Annotated in this window: 13 protein-coding genes, 1 tRNA gene and 1 other RNA gene; 8 read left to right on the plus strand and 7 right to left on the minus strand. The window is 67.1% G+C overall.

The window, feature by feature from the left end:
* Positions 1–31 precede the first annotated feature (31 nt).
* Positions 32–3,907, minus strand: a complete 3,876-nt coding sequence (gene purL / locus G372_RS0104490) for a phosphoribosylformylglycinamidine synthase (protein ID WP_019624275.1) — start codon at positions 3,905–3,907, stop codon at positions 32–34.
* Positions 3,908–4,147: 240 nt separating this feature from the next.
* On the opposite strand from purL, the gene ssrA reads away from it, so the two are divergent.
* The 7 genes from ssrA to G372_RS0104520 all read left to right on the plus strand — a co-directional run bounded on the left by ssrA (position 4,148) and on the right by G372_RS0104520 (position 12,217).
* Positions 4,148–4,508, plus strand: a transfer-messenger RNA (tmRNA) gene (gene ssrA / locus G372_RS13805).
* Between the two features lie 473 nt (positions 4,509–4,981).
* Positions 4,982–5,434, plus strand: coding sequence for a CBS domain-containing protein (locus G372_RS0104495; protein ID WP_018864377.1), 453 nt, complete (start codon positions 4,982–4,984; stop codon positions 5,432–5,434).
* Between the two features lie 30 nt (positions 5,435–5,464).
* On the plus strand, positions 5,465–6,154 hold the full coding sequence (locus G372_RS0104500) for a DUF5752 family protein (protein ID WP_019624276.1): 690 nt from the start codon (positions 5,465–5,467) through the stop codon (positions 6,152–6,154).
* Entirely contained in the window at positions 6,151–7,392 is a 1,242-nt protein-coding gene (locus tag G372_RS0104505; protein ID WP_019624277.1) for a glycosyltransferase, read from the plus strand. The genes G372_RS0104500 and G372_RS0104505 overlap by 4 nt, the downstream gene beginning before the upstream one ends.
* 102 nt (positions 7,393–7,494) lie before the next feature.
* The gene (otsB, locus tag G372_RS0104510; RefSeq protein ID WP_244263182.1) at positions 7,495–9,075 is read left to right on the plus strand and encodes a trehalose-phosphatase; all 1,581 of its coding nucleotides are present in this window, start codon (positions 7,495–7,497) and stop codon (positions 9,073–9,075) included.
* 15 nt (positions 9,076–9,090) lie between these two features.
* Positions 9,091–11,691, plus strand: a complete 2,601-nt coding sequence (locus G372_RS0104515; protein WP_019624279.1) for a glycoside hydrolase family 65 protein — start codon at positions 9,091–9,093, stop codon at positions 11,689–11,691.
* 106 nt (positions 11,692–11,797) lie between these two features.
* The gene (locus tag G372_RS0104520) at positions 11,798–12,217 is read left to right on the plus strand and encodes a secondary thiamine-phosphate synthase enzyme YjbQ (protein WP_019624280.1); all 420 of its coding nucleotides are present in this window, start codon (positions 11,798–11,800) and stop codon (positions 12,215–12,217) included.
* A 63-nt stretch (positions 12,218–12,280) separates the two neighbouring features.
* Here G372_RS0104520 and rlmM read toward each other — a convergent pair whose 3' ends face one another.
* The 6 genes from rlmM to G372_RS0104550 form a co-directional block, all read right to left on the minus strand.
* Positions 12,281–13,363, minus strand: a complete 1,083-nt coding sequence (gene rlmM, locus G372_RS0104525; protein ID WP_019624281.1) for a 23S rRNA (cytidine(2498)-2'-O)-methyltransferase RlmM — start codon at positions 13,361–13,363, stop codon at positions 12,281–12,283.
* A gap of 95 nt (positions 13,364–13,458) precedes the next feature.
* Entirely contained in the window at positions 13,459–15,192 is a 1,734-nt protein-coding gene (gene soxB, locus G372_RS0104530; protein WP_026340386.1) for a thiosulfohydrolase SoxB, read from the minus strand.
* Positions 15,193–15,668: 476 nt separating this feature from the next.
* Positions 15,669–16,673 carry a class I fructose-bisphosphate aldolase gene (locus G372_RS0104535; protein ID WP_019624283.1) on the minus strand — a complete coding sequence of 335 codons (1,005 nt, stop codon included), beginning with the start codon at positions 16,671–16,673 and terminating at the stop codon, positions 15,669–15,671.
* Between the two features lie 132 nt (positions 16,674–16,805).
* Positions 16,806–17,363 (minus strand): RDD family protein, encoded by a 558-nt coding sequence (locus tag G372_RS0104540; protein ID WP_019624284.1) that lies wholly within the window; start codon positions 17,361–17,363, stop codon positions 16,806–16,808.
* A 44-nt stretch (positions 17,364–17,407) separates the two neighbouring features.
* The gene (locus tag G372_RS0104545; protein WP_020008832.1) at positions 17,408–18,973 is read right to left on the minus strand and encodes a phospholipase D family protein; all 1,566 of its coding nucleotides are present in this window, start codon (positions 18,971–18,973) and stop codon (positions 17,408–17,410) included.
* Positions 18,974–19,108: 135 nt separating this feature from the next.
* Positions 19,109–19,185 (minus strand) — tRNA-Val (locus G372_RS0104550).
* 428 nt (positions 19,186–19,613) lie between these two features.
* Between G372_RS0104550 and G372_RS0104555 the strand changes: the two genes are divergently transcribed.
* On the plus strand, positions 19,614–23,093 hold the full coding sequence (locus tag G372_RS0104555; protein WP_019624286.1) for a DNA methyltransferase: 3,480 nt from the start codon (positions 19,614–19,616) through the stop codon (positions 23,091–23,093).
* The last annotated feature ends 209 nt before the right edge of the window (positions 23,094–23,302 follow it).

Genomic DNA, 23,302 nt, shown 5'->3' on the forward strand with positions numbered 1-23,302 from the left:
TTGCGCGGCTTGTACAGACGCTTATAGACGATCAGCCCGCAAACACGCGCGCGTTGCGGAACAGCCGCATCCAGGGACCGTCCTCGCCCCAGTCCCGCGGGTGCCAGCTGTGCTGTACCGTACGGAATACGCGTTCCGGGTGCGGCATCATGATCGTCGCGCGCCCATCCTGCGAAGTGAAACCCGTCGCCCCACCGGGCGAGCCGTTGGGATTGGCCGGATAGCGCGTCGCTGGCGTGTCGTCCGCCTCGACGTAGCGCAGCGCCGCCTGGTCGTGCACCGGGGCCTCTTCCCGATACGCCACGCGGCCCTCCCCGTGCGAGACCACCACCGGAAGCAGGGACCCGCCCATGCCGTCCAGCAGCACCGAGGGGCCCGGCTCCACCCGCACCAGCGACAGCCGCGCCTCGAACTGCTCGGAACGGTTGCGCACAAAGCGCGGCCAGTGGTCCGCCCCGGGGATCAGCGGGGCCAGATGGGACAGCATCTGGCAGCCATTGCAGACCCCGAGCGTAAAGCTGTCGGTACGGTCGAAGAAGGCCTGAAACTGATCGCGCAGCGCGGCATGTTTCAGGATAGTCTGGGCCCAGCCACCCCCGGCGCCGAGCACGTCCCCGTAGGAAAACCCGCCGCAGACGGCAAGACCCTGCATCTCGTCCAGCGCCCGCCGCCCGGAGAGCAGGTCCGTCATGTGTACATCCACCGGCTGAAACCCGGCACGCTCGAATGCCGCAGCCATCTCCAGCTGCCCATTCACCCCCTGCTCGCGCAGAATCGCGACGCGCGGACGGACACCGGTCGCGATCAGGGGAGCGGCAAGGTCCTCCGAAGGATCGAAACCGACACGCGCAACCAGTCCCCCGTCCGCCTCGACCCGCGAGAGCTCCTCGTCGGCACACTCGGGATCGTCACGCAGGCGCTGCATCGCGGACGAGGTCGCCTGCCACTCGCCCTGGAGCTGCGCGCGGGTGGACTCCAGCAGGTCCTTCGGCCCCTGGCGCACCAGGATATGGTCGTCCACGCGCAGGGTCGCAACGCGATGCAGGTGCGCGCCCAGCCCGACGGCGTTCAGCCCGTCACGAAGCGCGGCCTCCGCCCCCGGCGCCAGCTGTACCACCGCACCCAGTTCCTCGTTGAACAGCCATTCCTGAGCCCGATGGTCGTCGGGGACCGTCACATCCAGGCCACAGCGACCGGCAAAGGCCATTTCCACGAGCGTGGTGAACAGGCCACCATCGGAGCGGTCGTGATACGCGGTCAGCAGCCCCTTGCGGCGCAGCCCCGTGATCACGTCAAAGAAGCCCCGCAGTCGTGCCACATCGACCAGATCCGGTGCCTCGCGCCCGATATGCCCCCAGGCCTGGGCCAGCGCCGAACCGCCCATGCGCGTATGCCCCTCGCCCAGGTCGATGAGCCACAGGGCCGGGTCCGCATCCGGATTCAGTTCGGGCGTCACGCTGCGGCGGACATCGACCACCGGTGCGAATCCCGAGACGATCAGCGATACCGGCGCATGCATGTCGCGCGCCTCGCCACTCCCGGTCTCCCAGACCGTTCGCATCGACAGCGAGTCCTTGCCGACCGGGATCGAGATCCCCAACCCCGGGCACACGTCCTCGGCCACCGCGCGTACCGTATCGAACAGGTTCGCGTCCTCTCCGGGGACGCCCGCGGCGGCCATCCAGTTAGCGGACAGTCGGATCCTGTCGGTACTGTCGATATCGGCGGCAGCCATATTGGTCACGACCTCGCCGATCGCCATGCGCCCGGAGGCCGGGCCGGAGAGGATCGCCAGGGGCGTACGCTCGCCCATGGCCATCGCCTCGCCGGTATAGCCCTCGAAGTCGGTCAGCGTCACCGCGCAGTCGGCCACCGGTACCTGCCACGGGCCGACCATCTGGTCGCGCGCAACCAGGCCGCCCACACTGCGATCACCGATCGTGATCAGGAAGTGCTTGGCCGCCACCGCCGGCATCTGCAGCACACGACGGACTGCCTCATCCAGCGGGCAATCGGCCGCGTCAAAGTCGGTGGCCGGCGGTGCCGTGCGGCGATCCTCGCGCGTCATGCGCGGCGTCTTGCCGAGCAGCATCCCCATGGGCATATCCACGGGCGGCTCGTGGAACAGCCGGTCCTCGACCTTCAGGTGACCCTCCTCGGTGGCGCGTCCGACCACCGCGAACGGCGCCCGCTCGCGCTCGGCCAGCATGCGGAACGTCTCCAGACGGGCGGCGTCCACCGCCAGCACATAGCGTTCCTGCGCCTCGTTGCACCACAGCTCCATCGGCGACAGCCCCGGCTCGGCGGTCGGGACCTCCCGCATTTCGATCACACCGCCCCGACCGGCATCGTCGAGGATCTCGGGGATCGCATTGGAAAGGCCGCCCGCACCCACGTCGTGGATCGACCGGATCGGGTTCTGCCCCCCCAGCGCGGTGCAGCGATCGATCACCTCCTGGCAACGCCGCTCCATCTCCGGATTTCCACGCTGCACCGAGGCGAAGTCGAGCTGCTCCGCACTGGCGCCACTGGCCATTGACGAGGCCGCCCCGCCGCCCAGGCCGATCAGCATCGCCGGCCCGCCCAGGACCACGATCGGCGTGCCCGGGGGCACATCCTGCTTGTGCACGTGTTCGCCGCGGATCGACCCCAGCCCGCCAGCCAGCATGATGGGCTTGTGGTAGCCGTAGAGGACCTCGCTCCCGTCCGGGCGCGGCAGCGCCATCTCGAAGGTGCGGAAGTATCCAGCCAGCGCGGGGCGCCCGAATTCGTTGTTGAATGCGGCGGCACCGATCGGGCCGTCCAGCATGATCTGGCGCGCACTCTCGATACGCTGCGGCCGGCCGAAGTCGCGCTCCCACGGCTGCGGCAGATCGGGGATCTGTAGATTGGAGACGGTAAACCCCGTCAGCCCCGCCTTGGGTTTGGAGCCCTGGCCGGTGGCCCCCTCGTCGCGGATCTCGCCGCCCGAGCCCGTGGCGGCACCCGGGAACGGAGAGATCGCAGTCGGATGGTTGTGGGTTTCCACCTTCATCAGGATCGGCAGATCCAGCGATTCGCGCTGATACTCGCCGGTGATCGCATCCGGCATCAGGCGGATGCCCGCGTGCCCGGCGATCACCGAGGCATTGTCGCTGTAGGCGGACAGCACGCGCTCCGGGTGCTTCTGGTGGGTGCTGCGGATCATCCCGAACAACGTGCGCTCGTCCGCCTCGCCATCCAGGATCCAGGCGGCGTTGAAGATCTTGTGGCGGCAGTGTTCGGAGTTCGCCTGGGCGAACATCATCAGCTCGGCATCGGTGGGCGCGCGCCCGAGCGCCGCGTAACCCTCCGCCAGATATTCGATCTCGTCCGGCGACAGCGCGAGCCCCAGATCGACATTGGCGGCTTCCAGCGCCCGCCGCGGGTCGTCGCCCAGCTCAACGCGACCCAGCGAGCGCGGGGTCTCGGACTGGAACAGCCGCGCCGCCTCCGCCGGATCCTCGATGACCGTCTCGGTCATCCGGTCGTGCAGGAGGTCCCCAAGAGCTTCCAGGGCCGCACCCCTCGCTCCCTGCCCACCGATCTGCCAGTGAATGCCGCGCTCGATCCGCACAATGGCCTCTTCCAGGCCGGCGTGGTGCGCGATTTCGGTGGCCTTGGACGACCACGGGCTGATCGTGCCGAAGCGCGGGATCACCACCAGCTCACGCTGAACATCAAACTCGGGCTCCTGCCAGGCCTCGCCCTCGCGCAGCAGGTGATCCAGGACCGCATCCTCCTCCGTCGTCAGACGCCGCCGAGGCTCGATAAAGTAGACAAACCGTGCCGCGAGCGGGCCCGCGTCGGGGACGCTCGCCCGCAGGCCGGCCTCCAGTGCCCGCAGCCGAAACGACGAGACGGCGATACCCCCTTCCACAAACCGCATTGCGCTTCCTCGAAACCAGACGTGCCAAAAGCCGCGCATTGTACCGGACCCGGTCCCGGATCGGATCCTCCGTGACGCAAATGCCGAACCAAGCCGCCCCGGCCCTGCCAGAGACCATGCGGCGGCAAGGGCGGTGGAAGGGTCTACCGCTGCCGCGTGGGTTCTCCCCAGCCCGTCCGGCCGGGGAATTCGCAATGGTCCGGGAACCTCCGATGGGTTACACTGTCAATGTAACTGCAAGGGGGCGACTTGGATTCGACGCGGGTCGCGAAACCTTAGGTGCATGCCGAGGATGTGGTGAGCCTCGTAAAAATCACCGCAAAAAAATAGTTGCCAACGACGACAACTACGCACTCGCCGCTTAAAAACCGGTAGATGCCGTCCGACTGGAGCCGTGCTTATGCGTCCAGTATCGGGCGTCGACTCTCATAAGCTCGTGGTGAAGCGCGCCCGGCGTGGATCCATTAAAACTCAACCGGGATCGCCAGTTGTTTTCCCTGCCTGTCGGGTAGCGGCTGGTTAAACTGAAAGACGGGATAAGCATGTAGAGCCGAGGGCGGAGGGCCTGCGGACGCGGGTTCGATTCCCGCCGCCTCCACCAGTTCTTACCATTGAATCAGCCACCTTCGGGTGGCTTTTTTGTGTCCGGTACACCTGTCGCGGCCCACCCGTCGGGCCCGAACCCGCCATGATCGCGGGCTCTGTCCACTCAACTGTCCACCATGGACATATCCCGAAGCCGTACAGCCACGGCCCGGGCTCGCAACTCCCCTCCGCGGTGGCCTCCTGGTCGATGGCCACCTGCCCTCCCACTGCTGGCGATAACGGGCCCCGCATCGCTTCGTCCCTGATGCCTTCGGGGAGGTCCTCGCCCGTATCCCGTAGTGCCGAATCCGCGAGCCCGAGACTGCGCGCAGCGGATTGATGGACTATTTTCCATGAAAGCGACAACGGCGATTGCCCGGGACTGCCCGAGGCCTCACAGGGCCGTTTTCCGGAAGCCGCAGGATCCGGGCGGCACGAGGCCGGATCGGTCCCGGTTGAACGAATCATGCTGATGGCGGGAGAACGTCCATGTCCGCAGGCGAATACGCAAACCGCGACGTGATCGTGGTGGAGGAACAGGAATCCGTGCGCACGGCGGTGAACATGATGCGCGAACATCATGTGGGCACGGTGGTGGTCGTGGCGCGCGACGCAGGGCGGCATCCGATCCCGCGCGGCATCCTGACCGATCGCGACGTGGTGCTGGAGATCCTCGCGGAGGGCGTCGATCTGGACGAAGTCACCATCGGCGACGTGATGAGCTACGAGCTGGTCACCGTGCCGGAGAAGACCGGACTGATGGAGGTCATCGAAGTGATGCGCGACAAGGGGGTACGCCGCGTCCCGGTGGTGGACAACCGCGGGACCCTGATCGGCATCCTCAGCGTGGATGACGTGCTGGAGTTGATCTCCGAACAGCTGGAAGACCTGGTACGCCTGATCGGCCGCGAGCAGCGTCACGAACGCACGCGGCGCAAGTAGCGAACACGGGCAGAGGAAAAGCGTGCCACCATGAACGGACCCGGATTCGAGCACGCACCGCCGGCGGCACCCTTCCGCTTCCGCGACTGCGCACTGATCCCCATCGCCTCCGGCCGCCGGGCCAGCTCCCTGAAGGAGCTCCGCGACCACCTGGTGCAGTCCGGGCGCGACACGCTCTACTACCACTTCTGGGGTGCGCTGCTGCAGCCACGCTTCGAGGAGCGCGAATACCACAACGACTTCGCCGCCTGGGTCCACCACGCCGTGCGTGACGACGTGCTCGCGGAGCAGCTGGCGATGGTCGATCCCGACGAATACGACGACGTCGAGGAGCTGCGCCTGGTGATCCTGGAATACATCGACCAGCGGCTGGAGGACACACCGTTCCTCGAGTGGATCCCGGCCACCCAGGTGTTCGAATTCATCCATGCGCAGATCGTCGTGTTCGACGCCGGCCTGGAGGCCGGTGACTACCGCGACCTCGTGGGACACATCCCGCGCATGCCGCTGAGCAGCGTGTTCTACCATTTCGTCGATGCCCGCCGGCGCACGCCGGATCGCACCGACGACTTCAGCGCCTGGCTTGCGGGATTCGACCACGAGCACCAGGAGCTGGTCGATGCCCTCGCCGACATCGATCCCTACTTCAACACCCTGTCGGAACTGCGCGACCAGCTGGGGGCGCTGTTCCGGCGCCACTTCGGCGAGGGCGTGGCGTGAGCTCGCTGCTGGAGGCCTACGCGGCGGTCGCCGGCGAGGACATCATCCGCCACCTGCGCCAGCTGTCCGCACCGCTGCAGGGGCGCAGCGTGGTCCACGTCAACTCGACGCGCCTGGGGGGCGGCGTGGCCGAGATCCTGCACAAGCTGGTACCACTCAGCCGCGAGCTGGGGATCGACACCCACTGGGAAGTGATCAGCGGGGACGCCGACTTCTACGAATGCACCAAGCAGATGCACAACGCCCTGCAGGGCAGCCGCATCCAGATCCCGGATCGTCTGCTGCAGCATTATGAGGAGGTCAACGAACAAAACGCGGCCCGACTGCGCCCGCTGCTGGAGGACGCCGACTTCGTGGTGATCCACGACCCGCAGCCGGCCGCCCTGCTACGCCACTGCCCGAACCGCGGTGGCCAGTGGGTCTGGCGCTGCCACATCGACGCCAGCCGGCCACAGCGGCATGTCTGGCGGTTCCTGGAGCGCCACGTTCGCGCGTTTGACGCCAGCATCTTCTCGCTGCCGCAGTTCACCCGCGCCCTGCCGCACCCGGAATACATCATCGCGCCCAGCATCGATCCCCTGAGCGACAAGAACATCGACCTGCCGCAGGAGGAGATCGACGCCATCTACCACCGCTTCGAGCTGGACCCGGAGAGCCCGATCATTGCCCAAATCTCCCGCTACGACCGCTTCAAGGACCCGGTCGGAGTGGTCGAGGCGTTCCGGATGGCGCGGCGCTTCGTGCCCCGCCTGCAGCTGGTGCTTGCCGGCGGCACCGCCACCGACGACCCGGAGGGCGACGCGGTGCTGGCCGAGGTGCGCGAGGCCTCCGACAACGACCCACACATCCGCATCCTCACCCTGCCCCCGGACGCCCACCGCGGCATCAACGCCCTGCAGCGCGCGGCGCACATCGTTCTGCAGAAATCGACCCGCGAGGGCTTCGGACTCACCGTCACCGAAGCCATGTGGAAGGGCAAGCCGGTGATCGGCGGCGACACCGGCGGCATCCGCCTGCAGGTCAGCAACTATCACACCGGGTTCCTCGTCAACACGCCCGAGGGTGCCGCACTGCGCATACGCTATCTGCTGCAGGCCCCGGAAAAGATCCAGCACATGGGCGACAACGCACGCGAACTGGTACGCGAGAACTTCCTGCTGACCCGTCAGCTGCGCGACTACCTCACGCTGATGGTCGGCCTCCACCACCGTGCGGCCGACCGGATCGACCTTGTCTGAGCCGAACGCCATGTTGCCTGCGCATATCCAGGACCCGCATCGACACGACCCCGACCCCGGCAGCACCCGGGCACCCCGGCGCCGGCCACCGGAGGGCGCCGCATGAGCCGGACGGAATCCGTGCCTGCCCCGATGCGCGTGAAGGGCGTGGTATTCGACATGGACGGGGTGATCACCGACACCGCCGAGGCCCACGCGGCGGCGTGGAAGCGCATGTTCGACGAGGCCCTGCCGCGCATCGCGCCCGGCCAGGAACCGTTTGACGCGGTCGGCGAATACCGGCTCCACGTGGACGGCAAGCCGCGGCTGGAGGGCCTGGCCGACTTCCTCGCCGCGCGCGGCATCGAACTGCCACGTGGCGAGCTCGGCGATGCCCCCGGCACCTCGACCCTGCACGCCCTGGGCAACCTGAAGAACCGCTACTTCCGCGAGTGGCTGGACGAGCACCCGGTGGCGGTGTTTCCCGGCAGCCGCCGCCTGCTGGGCGAACTGCGCGCCGCCGGCGTGCGCTGCGGCGTGTTCACCTCCAGCCGCAACGGCCGCCGGGTGCTGGAGAGCGCCGGGATCACCGACCTGTTCGACGCCATCATCGACGGCGAGGATGCCGCCGCCGACGACCTGCCCGGCAAGCCGGCACCCGATCTGCCGGTGGCCTGCGCCGAGGCCCTGGGCGTCGCGCCGGACGAGGCCGCGCTGGTGGAGGACGCCCCGGTGGGCATCGAGGCCGGGCAGCGCGGCGGCTTTGCCCTGCTCGTCGGCATCGACCGCAGCCGCGACCACGGCGAGCGCTACCGCGAGGCCGGCGCGCAGGTGGTCATCTCCGACTGCGCCGCGCTGCGGCTGGGCGACACCGGCCTCGCGGTGGCGACACTCGACGCCCTGCCCACCCTCGAGGATGCCGAGGCCCTGCTGCGCGAACACCTGGAAGAGCGCCGGCCCGCCCTGTTCCTCGACTACGACGGCACCCTGAGCCCGATCGTGGAAGACCCGGACGCGGCGGTGCTGTCCGCGCCCATGCGCGAGGTCCTCGCCCGGCTCGCCGGATGCTGCCCGCTGGCCGTGATCTCGGGGCGCGACCTGGACGACGTGCGCCGCCGGGTCGACCTGGAGGACGCCTACTACTCCGGCAGCCACGGCTTCGAGGTCGCCGGCCCGGACGGCTTTCACGAGCGTCTGGGTCAGGGCGAGCACTACCTCGACGAACTCGACGATACCGAGGCCGCCCTGCAGCAGGCGCTGGAGGATGCCGGCATGCCCGGTGTGCAGCTCGAGCGCAAGACCTTCTCCCTCGCCGTGCATGTACGCCGGGCCGCGGCCGAGGATGCCGAACGCACCGAGGAACTGGTGCGCGAGATCCTCGACCGGCACCCGGGTCTCGCCCTGAGCCACGGCAAGAAGGTATTCCAGGCGCAGCCGCGAACCAACTGGCACAAGGGGCGTGCGGTGCACTGGCTGCTCCGGCGCCTGGACCTGGACCGGGACGATGTCCTGCCGATCTACCTGGGCGACGACATCACCGACGAGGACGCCTTCGAGGCCCTCGCCGGCACCGGGCTCGGCATTGCGGTGCGCGGCGAGGAAGATCGCCCCACCGCCGCCGACCTGGCACTGGACGACACCGAAGGCGTGCGCCGCTTCCTCGAAGTCCTCGCACGCCTGCTGAACGCCCGAGGTAACCACTGAGCAACCGGAGACCCCATGTCCCGCTGGCACCTCTCCTTTGATGGCTACGACCCCGACAAACAGGGGCTGCGCGAGGCCCTGTGCACCACGGGCAATGGCTATTTCTGCACCCGCGGCGCGGTCACCGACAGCGGCACCCGCGAGGGCCGCTGCGCGCGCCCGGGGGTGCACTACCCCGGCACCTATCTGGCCGGCGGCTACAACCGCACCTCCGCCACCGTGGCCGGGCACGAGGTGGAGAACGAGGACCTGGTGAACCTGCCCGACTGGCTGCCGCTCACCATCGCCATCGCCGACGGCCCGTGGTTCCGCATCGACGCGGTCACGGTGCGCGACTACCGTCAGGAGCTGGACCTGCGCGAGGGCGTGCTGTCGCGGCGCTTCCGCTTCACCGACGAGGCCGGGCACAGCACGCTGTGGGAGGAGCGCCGATTCGTCAGCATGGACCACCCCCACCTGGGCGCGCTGCAGGTCACCCTGACCCCGGTGGACTGGAGCGGCCCGCTGCGAATCCGCTCGGCGATCGATGGCGGCGTGATCAACGACGGCGTCGAGCGCTACCGCGACCTGACCGGCCGCCACCTGGAGGTGCTGGAGATTGCCCACCCGCCAGCCCCGGAGGGCCGGGATGGCGCCTGCCTGGCCGCACTGCGCGCGCGCACCCTGCAGTCCCGGCTGGAGGTCGCCGTCGTGACCTCCACCCGCGTCCACGCTGCCGACGGCGCACCGCTCCCCGCCGCCGTCAGCCGCGACGACAGCGAGGTCGAGGCCGTGCTGCTGCTCGAGGTGGAGGCCCGGGAAGCGGCCCCGATCACCGTGGAAAAACGGGTCGCCCTGCACACCTCGCGCGACTACGCCATCAGCGAGCCGCTGGAGGCCGGCATCCGCCTGCTGGAAGACGCCCCGCCGTTCGACAGCCTGCTGCAGGCCCACCGCCGCGCATGGCAGCAGCTGTGGGACGACTTCGACATCGGTCTGGAGGCCGAGACCGACACCTGCGGCGCCCCCGAAGGCAACAGCGAGGCGGAGATGAAGCTGCGCCTGCACACCTTCCACCTGCTGCAGACCGTCTCCGAACACACCACCGAAATGGACGTCGGCGTGCCCGCCCGCGGCTGGCACGGCGAGGCCTATCGCGGGCACATCTTCTGGGACGAGCTGTTCATCTTCCCGTTTCTCAACCTGCGCCGCCCGGCCCTGACCCATGCGCTGCTGCTGTACCGCTACCGCCGCCTGCCCGAGGCGCGCCGCGCCGCACGCGAGGCCGGGCATAGCGGCGCACTGTTTCCCTGGCAGTCGGGCGCCAGCGGCCGCGAGGAGAGCCAGCGGCTGCACCTGAACCCGGAGTCCGGCCGCTGGCTGCCGGACAACACCCACCGCCAGTGGCACATCAACGCCGCCGTCGCCTACAACATCTGGCACTACTGGGAGGTGACCCAGGACCACGGCTTCCTGCACGCCGAGGGTGCGGAGATGATGCTGGAGATCGCCCGCTTCTGGGCCTCCGTCGCCACCCACGACCCGGAGGATGACCGCTACGACATCCGCGGGGTGATGGGGCCCGACGAATACCACGACGCCTACCCCGACGTGGATCCCGAGCAGGAAGGCGGACTCGACAACAACGCCTACACCAACGTGATGGTCGCCTGGCTGATGTCGCGCGCGGTGGACGTCTGGGAGCTGATGCCGGCCGGCGAGCGCGAGGCCCTGTGCGACCGCCTCGGCATCGGGCCGGAAGACCGCGATCACTGGGAGACCCTCAGCCGCCGCCTGCGCATCCCGTTTCACGAGGACCCCGATGGCCAGCCGGTCATCAGCCAGTTCGAGGGCTACGGGGAGCTCGAGGAACTGGACTGGGAGGACTACGGGCGCAAATACGGGCTCAACATGCGCCTCGACCGCATCCTCGAGGCCGCGGGCGACAGCCCCAACCGCTACCGGGCCTCCAAGCAGGCCGACGTGCTGATGCTGTTCTACCTGTTCACGGCCGAGGAGCTGCAGCTGATCTTCGAGAAGCTCGGCTACCGCTTCGACCCCGACCTGATCCCGCGCAACGTCGACTATTACCTGCGGCGCACCTCGCACGGCTCCACCCTGAGCTTCGTCAGCCATGCCTGGGTGCTGGCGCGTTCCGACCGCGAACACGCCTGGCGGCTGTTCTGCACGGTGCTGGACAGCGACGTCCACGACCTCCAGGGCGGGACCACCCCCGAGGGCATCCATACCGGCGCCATGGCCGGGTCCATCGATATCGTGCAGCGCTGCTTCCTCGGCATCGAGACGCGCGAGGACATACTGCACCTGGACCCGGTGCTGCCGGACGGCGTGCGCCGGCTGCGCGCGCGCCTGTACTACCGCCGCCACATCCTCGATGTCGAGGCCGACCACGAGACCCTGCGCGTGCACAGCGCGGTGCTCCCGGCGCCGCCGATCCACATCGCCTACCGCGGCCACATCCGCGTCGTCGGACCCGGTATGGACTTCGCGATGCCGCTGGTCAAACCCTGGGCACACCCGGCCGACCCCGAGGAACGCCGGCGCCAGCGCGAACGCCGCGAGCGCCGCGAACGCATTGAGGCCGCAGCCCCCTGCGCGCGCGGCAGCGATCGCTGAGGCCGCACCCCCAACGCCGTGCCGGTCCTGGCCCTCCGGGATTGCACCCCACGCCGTGCCCGCGCAATCTGTTGCGCCCCAACCCCAAGCCGCAACGGAGTACCGCGTGGCCGTATACCAGGACAGCATCCAGATCCGCACCGACGGGCGCGGAACCACCCTGATCACCCGCCAGGTCGAGGATGTCGTGCGCGCCTCCGGCATCACCACCGGGACCTGTCACGTCTTCCAGCATCACACCAGCGCCTCGCTGCTGGTGACCGAGAACGCCGACCCCGACGTGCGCCGCGACCTGGAGACCCTGATCGCGCGCATGGCCCCGGACGGAGACCCCGCCTACCACCACGACATGGAAGGCGACGACGACATGGCCGCACACGCCCGCGCCATGCTCACCCACAACGACCTGACCGTGCCGGTGGGGCGCGGCCGCCTGGTGCTCGGCACCTGGCAGGGCCTGTTCCTCTGGGAACACCGCTACGCCCCGCACACCCGCACGGCCACCATTACCGTGCAGGGCGAGTGACGCGGTAACGGGCATCGCCACACCGAGGTCTGTCCCGCGGGGGCCTGCGGGTTCCGCGTGAACTCAGGCGTCGAGCCGGCGCACGTGCACCGTGATCTCCTCGCGGTCGTGGTAGAGCTGGCGCGCCTGCAGCGCATGCGGGATCCCCGCCGCGTCCAGCCGCTTGCGCACCTGCTGCAGGCAGTCCCGCGCCGCCTGCCAGCGCTGCTTCATCGGCAGCTTCAGGTTGAACACCGCCTCGCGGCACCAGCCGGCCTCCAGCCAGTCGGCCATGCGCGCGGCCACCCGCGCCGGCTTGTCCACGATGTCGCAGACCAGCCAGTGCACCGGATTGGGCGGTGTCCAGGTGAAGGCGTCCTGCCGGTGGTGCTCGACCTGGGTGGTGGCCATCAGCGCCGCGTCCATCGGCCCGTTGTCCACCGCATGCACGTACATCCCGCGACGCACCAGCTGCCAGGTCCAGCCGCCGGGGGCCGCCCCCAGGTCCACTGCCTGCATCCCCTCGGCCAGCCGCGTGTCCCACTCCGCGCGCGGGATGAAGGTATGCCAGGCCTCCTCCAGCTTCAGTGCGGAGCGGCTGGGCGCGTCAGGCGCAGTCCGCAGGCGCAGCTTGCCTTCCGGCCACTCGCTGCGCTCGCCGGGCCTGGAGAACGCGATCTGGACGCGATCGCCGGCGGACCAGAACAGGTGCGCGCGCATCCCGGCCGCGTCCGGCACCAGCAGCCCGCGCTTGCGCAGCACGGCCTGCAAGGGGCGGTCGAGTGCCCGAGCCAGCCGCACGAGCGACTGCCCCTCGTTGGTATCCGGGCACTCATGCCAGACCGAATCAAAACAAAGCCCCGTCAACTGGAGCTGGTCCAGGATCGGGGTCACCCGATCCTCCCGGCTCAACCGTTCCAGTGGGTGCAGCGCCAGCAGGCGCTGGCGGGCAAAGATCAACCCATCCAGTGGCAGGGCCGCGGCCAGCCCGGCCAGATCACCATCCGCCGGGACAAAGCGTACGTAACCGGTATCCGGCTTCGCACGCGGGTAGCCGGCCATCCCCGCGTTCGCGGCCCGCTCCGTCAGCTCGGCAATCAGGTCCGGCTCGAATCCCGGGCGGCAGTAGAACAGCAGTTCGGACGCCGTCGCCTCGATCGACTCCATGTCCCCTCCATGAAAAAAGCCGCCCCACCCGAGCGGGTGAGGCGGCTTCGAGGGTACCCGGACCATGACATCCGGGCCACCACGGAACGGTCGAATTACAGATCCAGGCCCGGATCTCCTTCGACGTTCTTCAGCTTCGGCACGTAGGGCTTGCTGACCTCGACCGTGCCCTTGTCGCGCAGGTAGTCCTCGACCACCTCCCAGACCGGCGTGGAATCGAGGGGTTCGGCCACGCTCGCCCAGCCGGCGACCACGTACTTCTTGTCCATGTCGATCGGCTCGCCGTTGATCTCCATATCGCTGATCCGCGAACCCATCGACTCGTGCGGGTTGATGGTGTACTTGATGCCACCGGTGCGGACCATGTCGCCACCGCGATGGTGGTACGGGTTCTGGTTGAAGATCGAGTTGGCCACGTCTTCCAGCGTGTTCTTGAGCTGCTCGCCGGTCATCTCGTTGCGCGTGGTCTCGGAGTAGGTCGTCACCGTCTGGGTCATCAGCTCTTCGTAGGTAATCGGCTGACCCGGCAGCACGCTCACGCCCCAGCGGAAGCCCGGCGAAAGCGCGATCTCCGCGTCGAGCTTGTCGCGCAGCGCGTCCAGGATCACTTCGTCGAAGGTGCCGTTGAAGTTGCCACGGCGATACAGCACACCCTCGGTCACCGCCAGCTCTTCGTTCAGCTTGCCCTCGTACGGTTCGTGGACCTTCTTAATGTGTTCTTCCATCTCCGGATCGGGATCCAGCAGGTTGGAGAACACCGGCAGCATGTGGAACTTGTAGTCGCGCACGCCGTTGTCGCCCACGTCCAGGTCCAGCAGCCCCAGGAACTTGCCGTTGGAACCGGCGTTGGTCACCAGGGTGATCTCGCCGCCGGCATTTTTGATCTCCATCGCGCCCGGAATGGCGTCATGGGTATGACCACCCATGATCACGTCCACGCCTTCCAGATTACGGGCCATCTCCATGTCGGTAACCATGCCGTTGTGCGACAGGATCGCGACGACCTTCGCACCCTTCTCGCGGCATTCGTTGATCATCCGCTGCATGTTCTCGTCGCGGATGCCGAAGCTCCAGTCCGGGAACATGTAGCCCGGGTTGGCCACGGAGGTGTACGGGAAGGCCTGGCCGATCACCGCCACCGGCACGCCATTCATCTCGCGGATGGTATAGGGCTCGAACACCGGGTCGCCCCAGTCGCGGTCCTCGATGTTCTGCGCGAGGAAGTCGATGCCATTCGGCTTGAAGTCGTTCTCGACGATCTCCATCACGCGGTCGTCACCGAAGGTGAATTCCCAGTGACCCACCATGATGTCCACGCCCAGCAGCTTCTGCGCATCGACCATGTCCTGGGCGTCTTCCCACAGCGAGACCGCGGTGCCGTGCCAGGTGTCGCCGCCGTCCAGCATCAGCGAATTCGGCCGGTCGGCGCGCAGCTTCTTGACCAGCGTGGACAGATGGGAAAAGCCCCCCATGCGGCCGTATTTCTCCGCCGCGTCGACGTAGTCGAGATGGGTGATGGCGTGCGCCATCGGCGAACCGGGCTTGATGTCGAACCACTCGAGCAGCTCCTTGCCCACCAGCACCGGCGGCTTGCCCTGCATGTCGCCCACGCCAATGTTCACGTTCGGCTCGCGGAAGTAGATCGGCTTCAACTGCGCGTGGCAGTCGGTGTAGTGCAGGAACGAGACGTTGCCGAACTTCGGAATGTCGTAGATCTCGCTGCTCAGGGGCTTCCAGGACCCCTTCTCGCCGGCCCAGGCATTCATCGAGAAGCCGGCGGCACTCGCCGCGACCATGGCTTCGAGGAATTCTCTCCGAGTCAGATTCATTGACTGGCTCCTATTGGTGGTTTGAATTGGATTGAGCGCAAATACCAGCTGGGCCTGTTCCGGCCCTCTTCCCGGTTATTCCGGACGTGCATCGGCCGATTTTGTTCCATCGGTCTGGCCGCAAACGGGTGCGCAGACTACCGGAATTGCTGCGCATACGCGCGGGATAGAATGAGAATCGGCCCTGTTTCATTCCGATCTGCGCGGACAAAAAAATGCTCCGGGAGCCTGCCAGAGCCACCACACAGGTCACAAAAAAGGCCTGTCACCCTGGGGGTAACAGGCCAAGACGCGACATACACCGCCGGAGAACAGATGCGGGGGGGCACAGCGCCGACAGCGCTGATCCTTGTGCCCCCGCCGATCGGCTCGTACCCGGCAGTCTCAGTCTATGAAGCTCAAAGCGGGCAGGGATTGATTCAGATCAACTATGCCGCAGGTTGCATATCGCGCCCGCTGCTCGCGATCCACGCGACTTAGGCCGCGTACTTGCCCTCCGCGGCCAGGCCATTGTCGCGGGCACGCTCGTACACCGTCTTCTGCGCGCTCTCGAAATTCGCCTGCATGTCTTCACCCCAGAGCTTCAGCGCGGCCTGCTGCATGCCACGCCCGTAGGAGAACGACAGCGGCCAGGGCGTACCACCAATGCGGTTCATCGCATCCAGGTGCGCGGTCGCATCCTCGTCACTCTGGCCACCCGAGAGAAACACGATGCCGGGCAGGATCGCGGGCACCGCGGAGGCAAGGCAGCGCAGGGTCGCGTGGGCCACATCGTCCGCACTCACCTGCTCCGGGCAGTCCTTGCCGGGGATCACCATGCTGGCCTTGAGGATCGTGCCCTCCAGCAGCACGTGGTGGTCGTACAGAGCGCGGAACACCGCGCGTTGGGTCGCCTCGGTGACGCCGTAGCAGGTCTCGATGTCGTGATCGCCATCCATCAGGACCTCCGGCTCCACGATCGGCACCAGTCCCTGCTCCTGACAAAGCGCAGCGTAGCGCGCCAGCGCATGGGCATTGGCCTCGATACAGGTATCGGTCGGCATGGTTTCGCCAATGGTGATGACCGCGCGCCACTTGGCGAACCTCGCGCCCATCCTGGCGTATTCCTCGAGACGCTCGCGCAGCCCGTCCAGGCCTTCGGTCACCTTCTCGCCCGGGAATCCCGCCAGGTCCTTCGCGCCCGTATCCACCTTGATGCCGGGCAGGACGCCCGATTCATTCATCACATCCACGAACGGCTTGCCGTCCCGCGTGGACTGGCGAAGGGTCTCGTCATAGAGGATGGCGCCGGAGATGTATTCGTTCAGCTTGGGCGTGGTGAGCAGGAGTTCGCGATAGGTCCGGCGATTCTCCTCGGTGTTCTCAACCCCCACCGCATTAAATCGCTTGCCGATCGTGCCGGTGGATTCGTCGATCGCAATAATGCCCTTCCCGGGGGCGACCATCGCCTCGGCCGTCTCGATCAGTGTGTCGATTTTCATCTCTGCTCCTTGGGGCTGGTATACCCGTATGGATTTCCGTTGGAGACTAGTTCCCCGCCAGGGGTTCTTCCATACGGACTCCCAACGCCCGGGTGCAGTTCACAAACGCGCGAGGCCCATCTCGGCCACTCTTCAGTTCAGCCACTCCTTGCGTACAACAAAGGTCTCCGCGATCAGGTCGTGCAGGGCCTGGCGGCGGCGGGTAAAGGCCACCATCAGATAGCCGATGCCGAACAGCAGCCCGGAAAGGATCTCCGCGAGATAACGGCCCGTGGCGCGCATGAAGGTGATGCGCTCGCCGTGATAGTCGACCACACGCAACCCCACCGCCATCTTGCCCACCGTCGCCTGATAGCGGGAGCTGTGCATCCCGGCCCAGTACAGCCAGGCCACCAGGATGTTGATCAGCATCCAGGCAATATCGGCCGTCATCAGCTCGGGCTCCGGCCCCTTGGGCGCCATCGTCTCCGGGCTGATCACCATCTGCGCCATGATCTGCGGCACCCCGATCACCACCATGTCGACCAGGGTAGCCAGCACGCGCCGCCAGAACCCGCCAAAGGCCGCGCGATCCTCCGGCGGCCCGGCGTGCGCCTGCGGCGATGCGGCCGCCTCGATCAGATTCGCTCCACAACCGTTGCAGTAGCGCGCCTCGGGCGGGTTGTCCCGCCCGCATGCATTACATTCCATGTAGATACCCCTTTCCAATATCGGCCGGCAGGACAAGCCCCTGTCTACAGGAGCGGCTCCACCGGTACCAGTCGTGTCACACCCGAAAGGAAGCGCCGCCAGATACCGGCCTTCGGATCGGTGCGATAGAGCGTGCCCTCGTCGTCCGTCCAGACCGGCCAGCCCTCGTCATCCAGCCGCACCTGATACGCCAGCTCCGGCCGCGTGCTGTGCTCGTACAGCTCCAGCAGTTCCTGCACGATCTCCGGCTCGCGCAGGAACACGCCCAGCTCGGTGTTGGTGTATCGCGAGCGCGGATCCAGGTTGAACGAGCCGACAAACCCTTCCTCGCGGTCGATGATCAGCGCCTTGGTATGCAGGCTCGCATGCGACGAACCGATCCCCATATCGCGATCCTCGGCCGCGCGCGGCGGCAATGCGGTCGGGCGCAGCTCGTGCAACTCCACCCCGGCCTCCAATAGAACGGGCCGGCGCCGCGAGTAGCCGCTATGGGTAAAGGCCACATCATTCGCCGCCAGCGAGTTCGTCAGCACGCTCACCCGCACGCCCCGCTCGCGCATCGCGACCAGCTGCGCCGTGCCGTCCCGCCGCGGCACGAAGTACGGCGAGATCATCAACAACTCGTGCTCCACCTCGTCCAGTCGCCGCGCCACCGCCTCGGCCACCCCCTCGCGATTGTGCTCGTGCCCCTTCGCCTTGCCCACGTCATCCACGACCAGCTTCGCCTGATCCGTCCAGGTGTAGGCCCCGGCATCATCAATCGGCTGGGCGAGGGGCACGCCATTCAGCGGTTCCAGCGTCAGCAACGGATGTTCCTGGTGCTCGGCCCGCCAGGCATCGAGCTTGTCCCGGTGGCGTGCGAGCTTCTCCGGGTCCTGTTCCACCCGGCGCATGCGCTCCAGTTCGATTGCCGCCCGGCTGTTCCAGTACTCCACGAACGAATGACCCACCTCCGTCGCCAGCGGGCCGACCATGACCAGATCCAGATCCGTGAAGTTGTAATACGGGCTGACCTCGAAGTACTCGTCCCCGATGTTGCGCCCGCCGATAATCGCCAGATGCCCATCCACCACCCACGTCTTGTTGTGCATGCGGTGGTTCAGGTCACTGCCGCGAAAGACAAACTCCACCCCCGCGCGCACCGCCCCCCGGCGCGTACGAAATGGGTTGAACACGCGAACCTCGATATTGGGATGCTGATTGACCGCGGCCAGCAGGTCATCACTGCCGCGTAAATCCATGTCGTCCAGCAACAGCGATACCGCCACGCCCCGGTCCGCCGCATCCAGCAGCTCCCCGAGCAGCGTGCGACCGGCCACGTCATCGCGCCAGATGTAGTACTGGATATGGATGCGCTCCTGCGCCTTGCGCGCACTCTGCACCCGCCACTGGAAGGCCTCCGCCCCGGTATCCAGCAGCCGGAACCCCGTCTGCCCGTCGTCCTCGACCGCTGGAAGGCTGCCCAGCCAGGTCGCCAGTTCGCCTTCGGCCGTCGGCGCCTGCGGAACACGATCCACCCGGTCCGGTGCCGGCTGCATCGGGGTACAGGCCGCCAGAAACGCCAGCAGCAACGCCGCAAGCAGCGGCTGAAGCCACGTACGCGCGTTCATTCGCAGATGTCCGACACCCGCCCCCAACGAAGCACCCATACCGGCAGCATGTACCGACCGTGCGAACCTTTCCATGGTCCGTATCCCCAAAACAAAAAAGCGAGCCGGGAGACCCGGCTCGCTTTCTCAAAATGCTGGTAGGCGCGATTGGACTCGAACCAACGACCCCCACCATGTCAAGGTGGTGCTCTAACCAACTGAGCTACGCGCCTGTCGTCTTCGAGCCGCGTATTCTACGCGCTCCCCGCCCCCTGTCAAAGCCTATCGCACCGCGACGCCCCCAGACCGCTCTCACCCGCTCCACTCGTCGCAAATGACACTGCTGGTCCGCGTCACCACCTCACGGCAACGGCCTCGTCACCCCTGACGCAACTCCCCTTCCTCACCACCCGTGCCCCCTCGCCATTCCCGCCGCAGCCCCTCCTCGTCATCCCGACCGCAACCCCCTCCTCGTCATCCCGGCCGCACCCCCCTCCTCGTCGTCCCGGCCGCAGCAACACCCCCCTCCCCGTCATCCCGGCCGTAGCGAAGCGGAGAGCCGGGATCTCCCAACGCAAGCCACCCCCACAACCAACCCAGACAGGACAACCGCGCCCGGAATCGGTAAGGTCTCCACAGAACGAAAACGGACGTACGTCACATGGATGGACTCGCGGCCCGCCCGGCCCACGCCGAAGAATCCGGCCCCGCCCCCATTGCCGCGCCGGAGCAGGTCGAGGCCTTTCTCGACCGCTGGCGCGACACTGGCGGCAGCGAGCGCGCCAACTACCAGCTCTTCCTCACCGAGCTGTGCGCGCTGCTGGACCTGCCCCAGCCCGACCCGGCCAGCGACGACACCCGCGACAACGCCTACGTCTTCGAGCGCCGCGTCACCATCCGCAACCCGGACGGCAGCGAAAACCGCGGCTACATCGACCTCTACCGCCGCGGCTGCTTCGTGCTGGAGGCCAAGCAGACCGGCAAGGGCCTGCACACCCAGGGCTGGGACAAGGCCATGCTCGCCGCGCAGAACCAGGCCGACCAGTACGTGCGCGCCCTGCCGGAAGACGAAGGCCGCCCGCCGTTCATCGTGGTCACCGATGTTGGCCGCAGCCTCGAGCTCTACGCCGAGTTCTCCCGCTCCGGCGGCACCTACGTCCCCTTCCCGGACCCGAGCCGCCACCGCATCCGCCTGGAAGACCTGCGCGACCCCGAGATCCAGCAGCGCCTGCGCCACCTGTGGCTGGCGCCCGACCAGCTCGACGCCAGCAAGCACGCCGCCCGCGTCACCCGCGAGGTCAGCGCGCGCCTGGCCGAACTGGCCAAATCCCTCGAACAGCAGGGCTTTGATGTCGAGCGCGTCGCCCACTTCCTCAAGCGCTGCCTGTTCACCATGTTCAGCGAGGACGTCGAACTCCTGCCCAAGGGCAGCTTCACCGCCCTGCTCGAGCGCCTGCAGCAAAACCCGGAACACTTCCCCGACGCCATGCGCTCGCTGTGGGAGACGATGAACACCGGCGGCTACGAAGGCCAGCTGATGCACAAGGTGCAGCGCTTCAACGGCGGCCTGTTCCAGAACATCGACCCCATCCCGCTCAACGCCGACCAGATCGGCCTGCTCATCCAGGCCGGCAAGGCCGACTGGCGCTTCGTCGAACCCGCCATCTTCGGCACCCTGCTGGAACGCGCGCTGGACCCGCGCGAACGCCACAAGCTCGGCGCCCACTACACCCCGCGCGCCTACGTGGAACGCCTGGTCATGCCCACGCTCATCGAGCCCCTGCGCGCCGAATGGAACACCGTGCAGGTCGCCGCCGAGGCCTGGCTGCAGCAGAACAAGCCCGACAAGGCCCTGGACGAACTGCACCGCTTCCACCAGCGCCTGCGCGAAGTGCGCGTGCTCGACCCCGCCTGCGGCTCCGGCAACTTCCTCTACGTCGCGCTGGAACACCTCAAGCGCCTCGAAGGCGAAGTGCTCAACCTCATCCGGGACTTGAGCGCCGGCCAGGCCACCTTCGACACCGAAGGCCTCACCGTCGACCCGCACCAGTTCCTCGGGCTCGAGATCAACCCGCGCGCCGCCGCCATCGCTGAAATCGTGCTGTGGATCGGCTACCTGCAATGGCACTACCGCCTGCACGGCCGCCTCAGCCTGCCCGAACCCATCCTGCGCGACTTCCACAACATCGAATGCCGCGACGCGCTGATCGAATTTGATGCCCGCGAACCCATGACCGACGAGCACGGCCAGCCCGTCACCATCTGGGACGGCATCAGCTACAAGAAAAGCCCCGTGACGGGCGAACTCATCCCCGACGAGACCGCCCGCACCCCCGTCTACCACTACAGCAACCCGCGCCGCACCGAATGGCCCGAAGCCGACTACATCGTCGGCAACCCACCGTTTATCGGCGAAAAACGGATGCGAGACGCGCTGGGCGACGGTTACACCGAAGCTGTCCGCGCCACCTATACCGAGCTGCCCGCCTGCGACTTCGTCATGTACTGGTGGCACAAAGCGGCCGAACTCGTATCGAAAGGCGCGGTTCGGCGTTTCGGCTTCATCACCACCAACAGCATCGTCCAGAGCCGTAACCGGGGTGTCGTCGATCCCCATCTGCGCAGATCACTCGCCTTGCTGTTCGCCATCCCGGACCACCCCTGGGTGGATTCCGTCGACGGCGCCGCCGTCCGTATCGCGATGACGGTGGGCGGACAAGCGCCCGCCCCGGGCATCCTTCAGCGCGTACGCACCGAAGAGGATTCCGGCGATGAAGCGCGGACCATCGAGTTTCTGGAACGACGGGGCATCCTGTTCGCCGACCTCACCGCCGGCGCCGCCTTGGTGGATGCGCAGCCCCTCGCCTCGAACGACGGGCTGGTCTTTCAGGGCGTGAAGCTGGTCGGCAACGGCTTCCTCGTCAATCCGGAGCAGCGACATCACTGGCTCGCCGAGAACCCCGACTGGGCTCGCTTCCTCCCGCAACTCATAGCCGGATCAGACCTCACGAAGCGACGTGAACCACGCTATTGCATCGACTTTTTCGGCTTGGACGAAGGCGACGCAAAAGATGCCTTTCCGCCGGGTTTTCAGAAAGTCGTCGACGAAGTAAGACCACACCGCGAACACAACAAGGACCGATTTTTCAGAGAGAACTGGTGGCTCTTTGGGCGTGGCCGCGGCGAAATGAGAGCCGCGCTGCGCGGGTTGTCCAGGTACATCGCCACCAGCGAAGTCTCCAAGCACCGATATTTCGTCCTTCTTGACCGTGCCACTACGCTTGCCGACGGCTCGCTGGCAGTCATCGCCCTTGAGGAGCCACATTTCTTCGGCATTCTCAGCAGCCGGCTCCATGTCCGGTGGGCACTTGCCCAGGGGGGTACGTTGGAAGACCGGCCGCGCTGGCAGAATGGTCCTTGTTTCCTGAACTTTCCCTTCCCGGAACTCGACGACCCGCAGCCCGCCACCATCGGCGACCTCGCCGAACGCATCGACGCTCACCGCAAGGCACGCCAGGCCGAACACCCGGACCTCACCCTCACCGGCATGTACAACGTGCTGGAAAAACTGCGCGCCGAAGAACCGCTGACCGACAAGGAACGCACCATCCACGAACAGGGCCTCGTCTCCCTGCTGCGCGAACTGCACGACGACCTCGACCGCGCCGTCTTCGACGCCTACGGCTGGAACGACCTCGCCGACCGCCTTGTCGGCCGCCCCGGCGCCACCACCCCGCTGCCGGACAAGCCCGCCGACCAGGCCGAAGCCGAAGAAGAACTCCTCAGCCGCCTCGTCGCCCTCAACGCCGAACGCGCCGCCGAAGAAGCCCAGGGCCACATCCGCTGGCTGCGCCCCGACTTCCAGGCCCCCGAAGCCACCCAGACCACCGCCACACTGGACGCCAAACCCGAGGCCGCCGCCGAGACCGCGACCGAACCGGCCAAAAAGCCCACCTGGCCCAAATCCATGCCCGACCAGGTCGAAGCCGTCCGCCGCCTCCTCGCCATCGGCCCCCAGACCCCGGAAGCCCTGGCCAGCCACTTCAAGCGCAAACCCACGAAGTCCATCACCCAGGTCCTCGCCGCCCTCCAAATCCTCGGCCAGGCCACCACCGACAACGACCACTGGCGCCTGACATGACAATCGCGCATAAGCACAACGGATTCATGGCCCATCGTGGGCGCCAACCGCAGCGACCGCTGAGCGAGCTTTCCCTGCACTGAGCACCACCACGCACACACATCCCACTAATTTCAATTCCTTTTTCTACACGGTGAGACCGGACCAACATTCAACTAAACACACGCGCACGTTAATCCAATAACCGTGCCCCTACCCAATCACAGCTA

This window comes from Thioalkalivibrio thiocyanoxidans ARh2 (assembly GCF_000385215.1).
Lineage (GTDB): Bacteria > Pseudomonadota > Gammaproteobacteria > Ectothiorhodospirales > Ectothiorhodospiraceae > Thioalkalivibrio > Thioalkalivibrio thiocyanoxidans.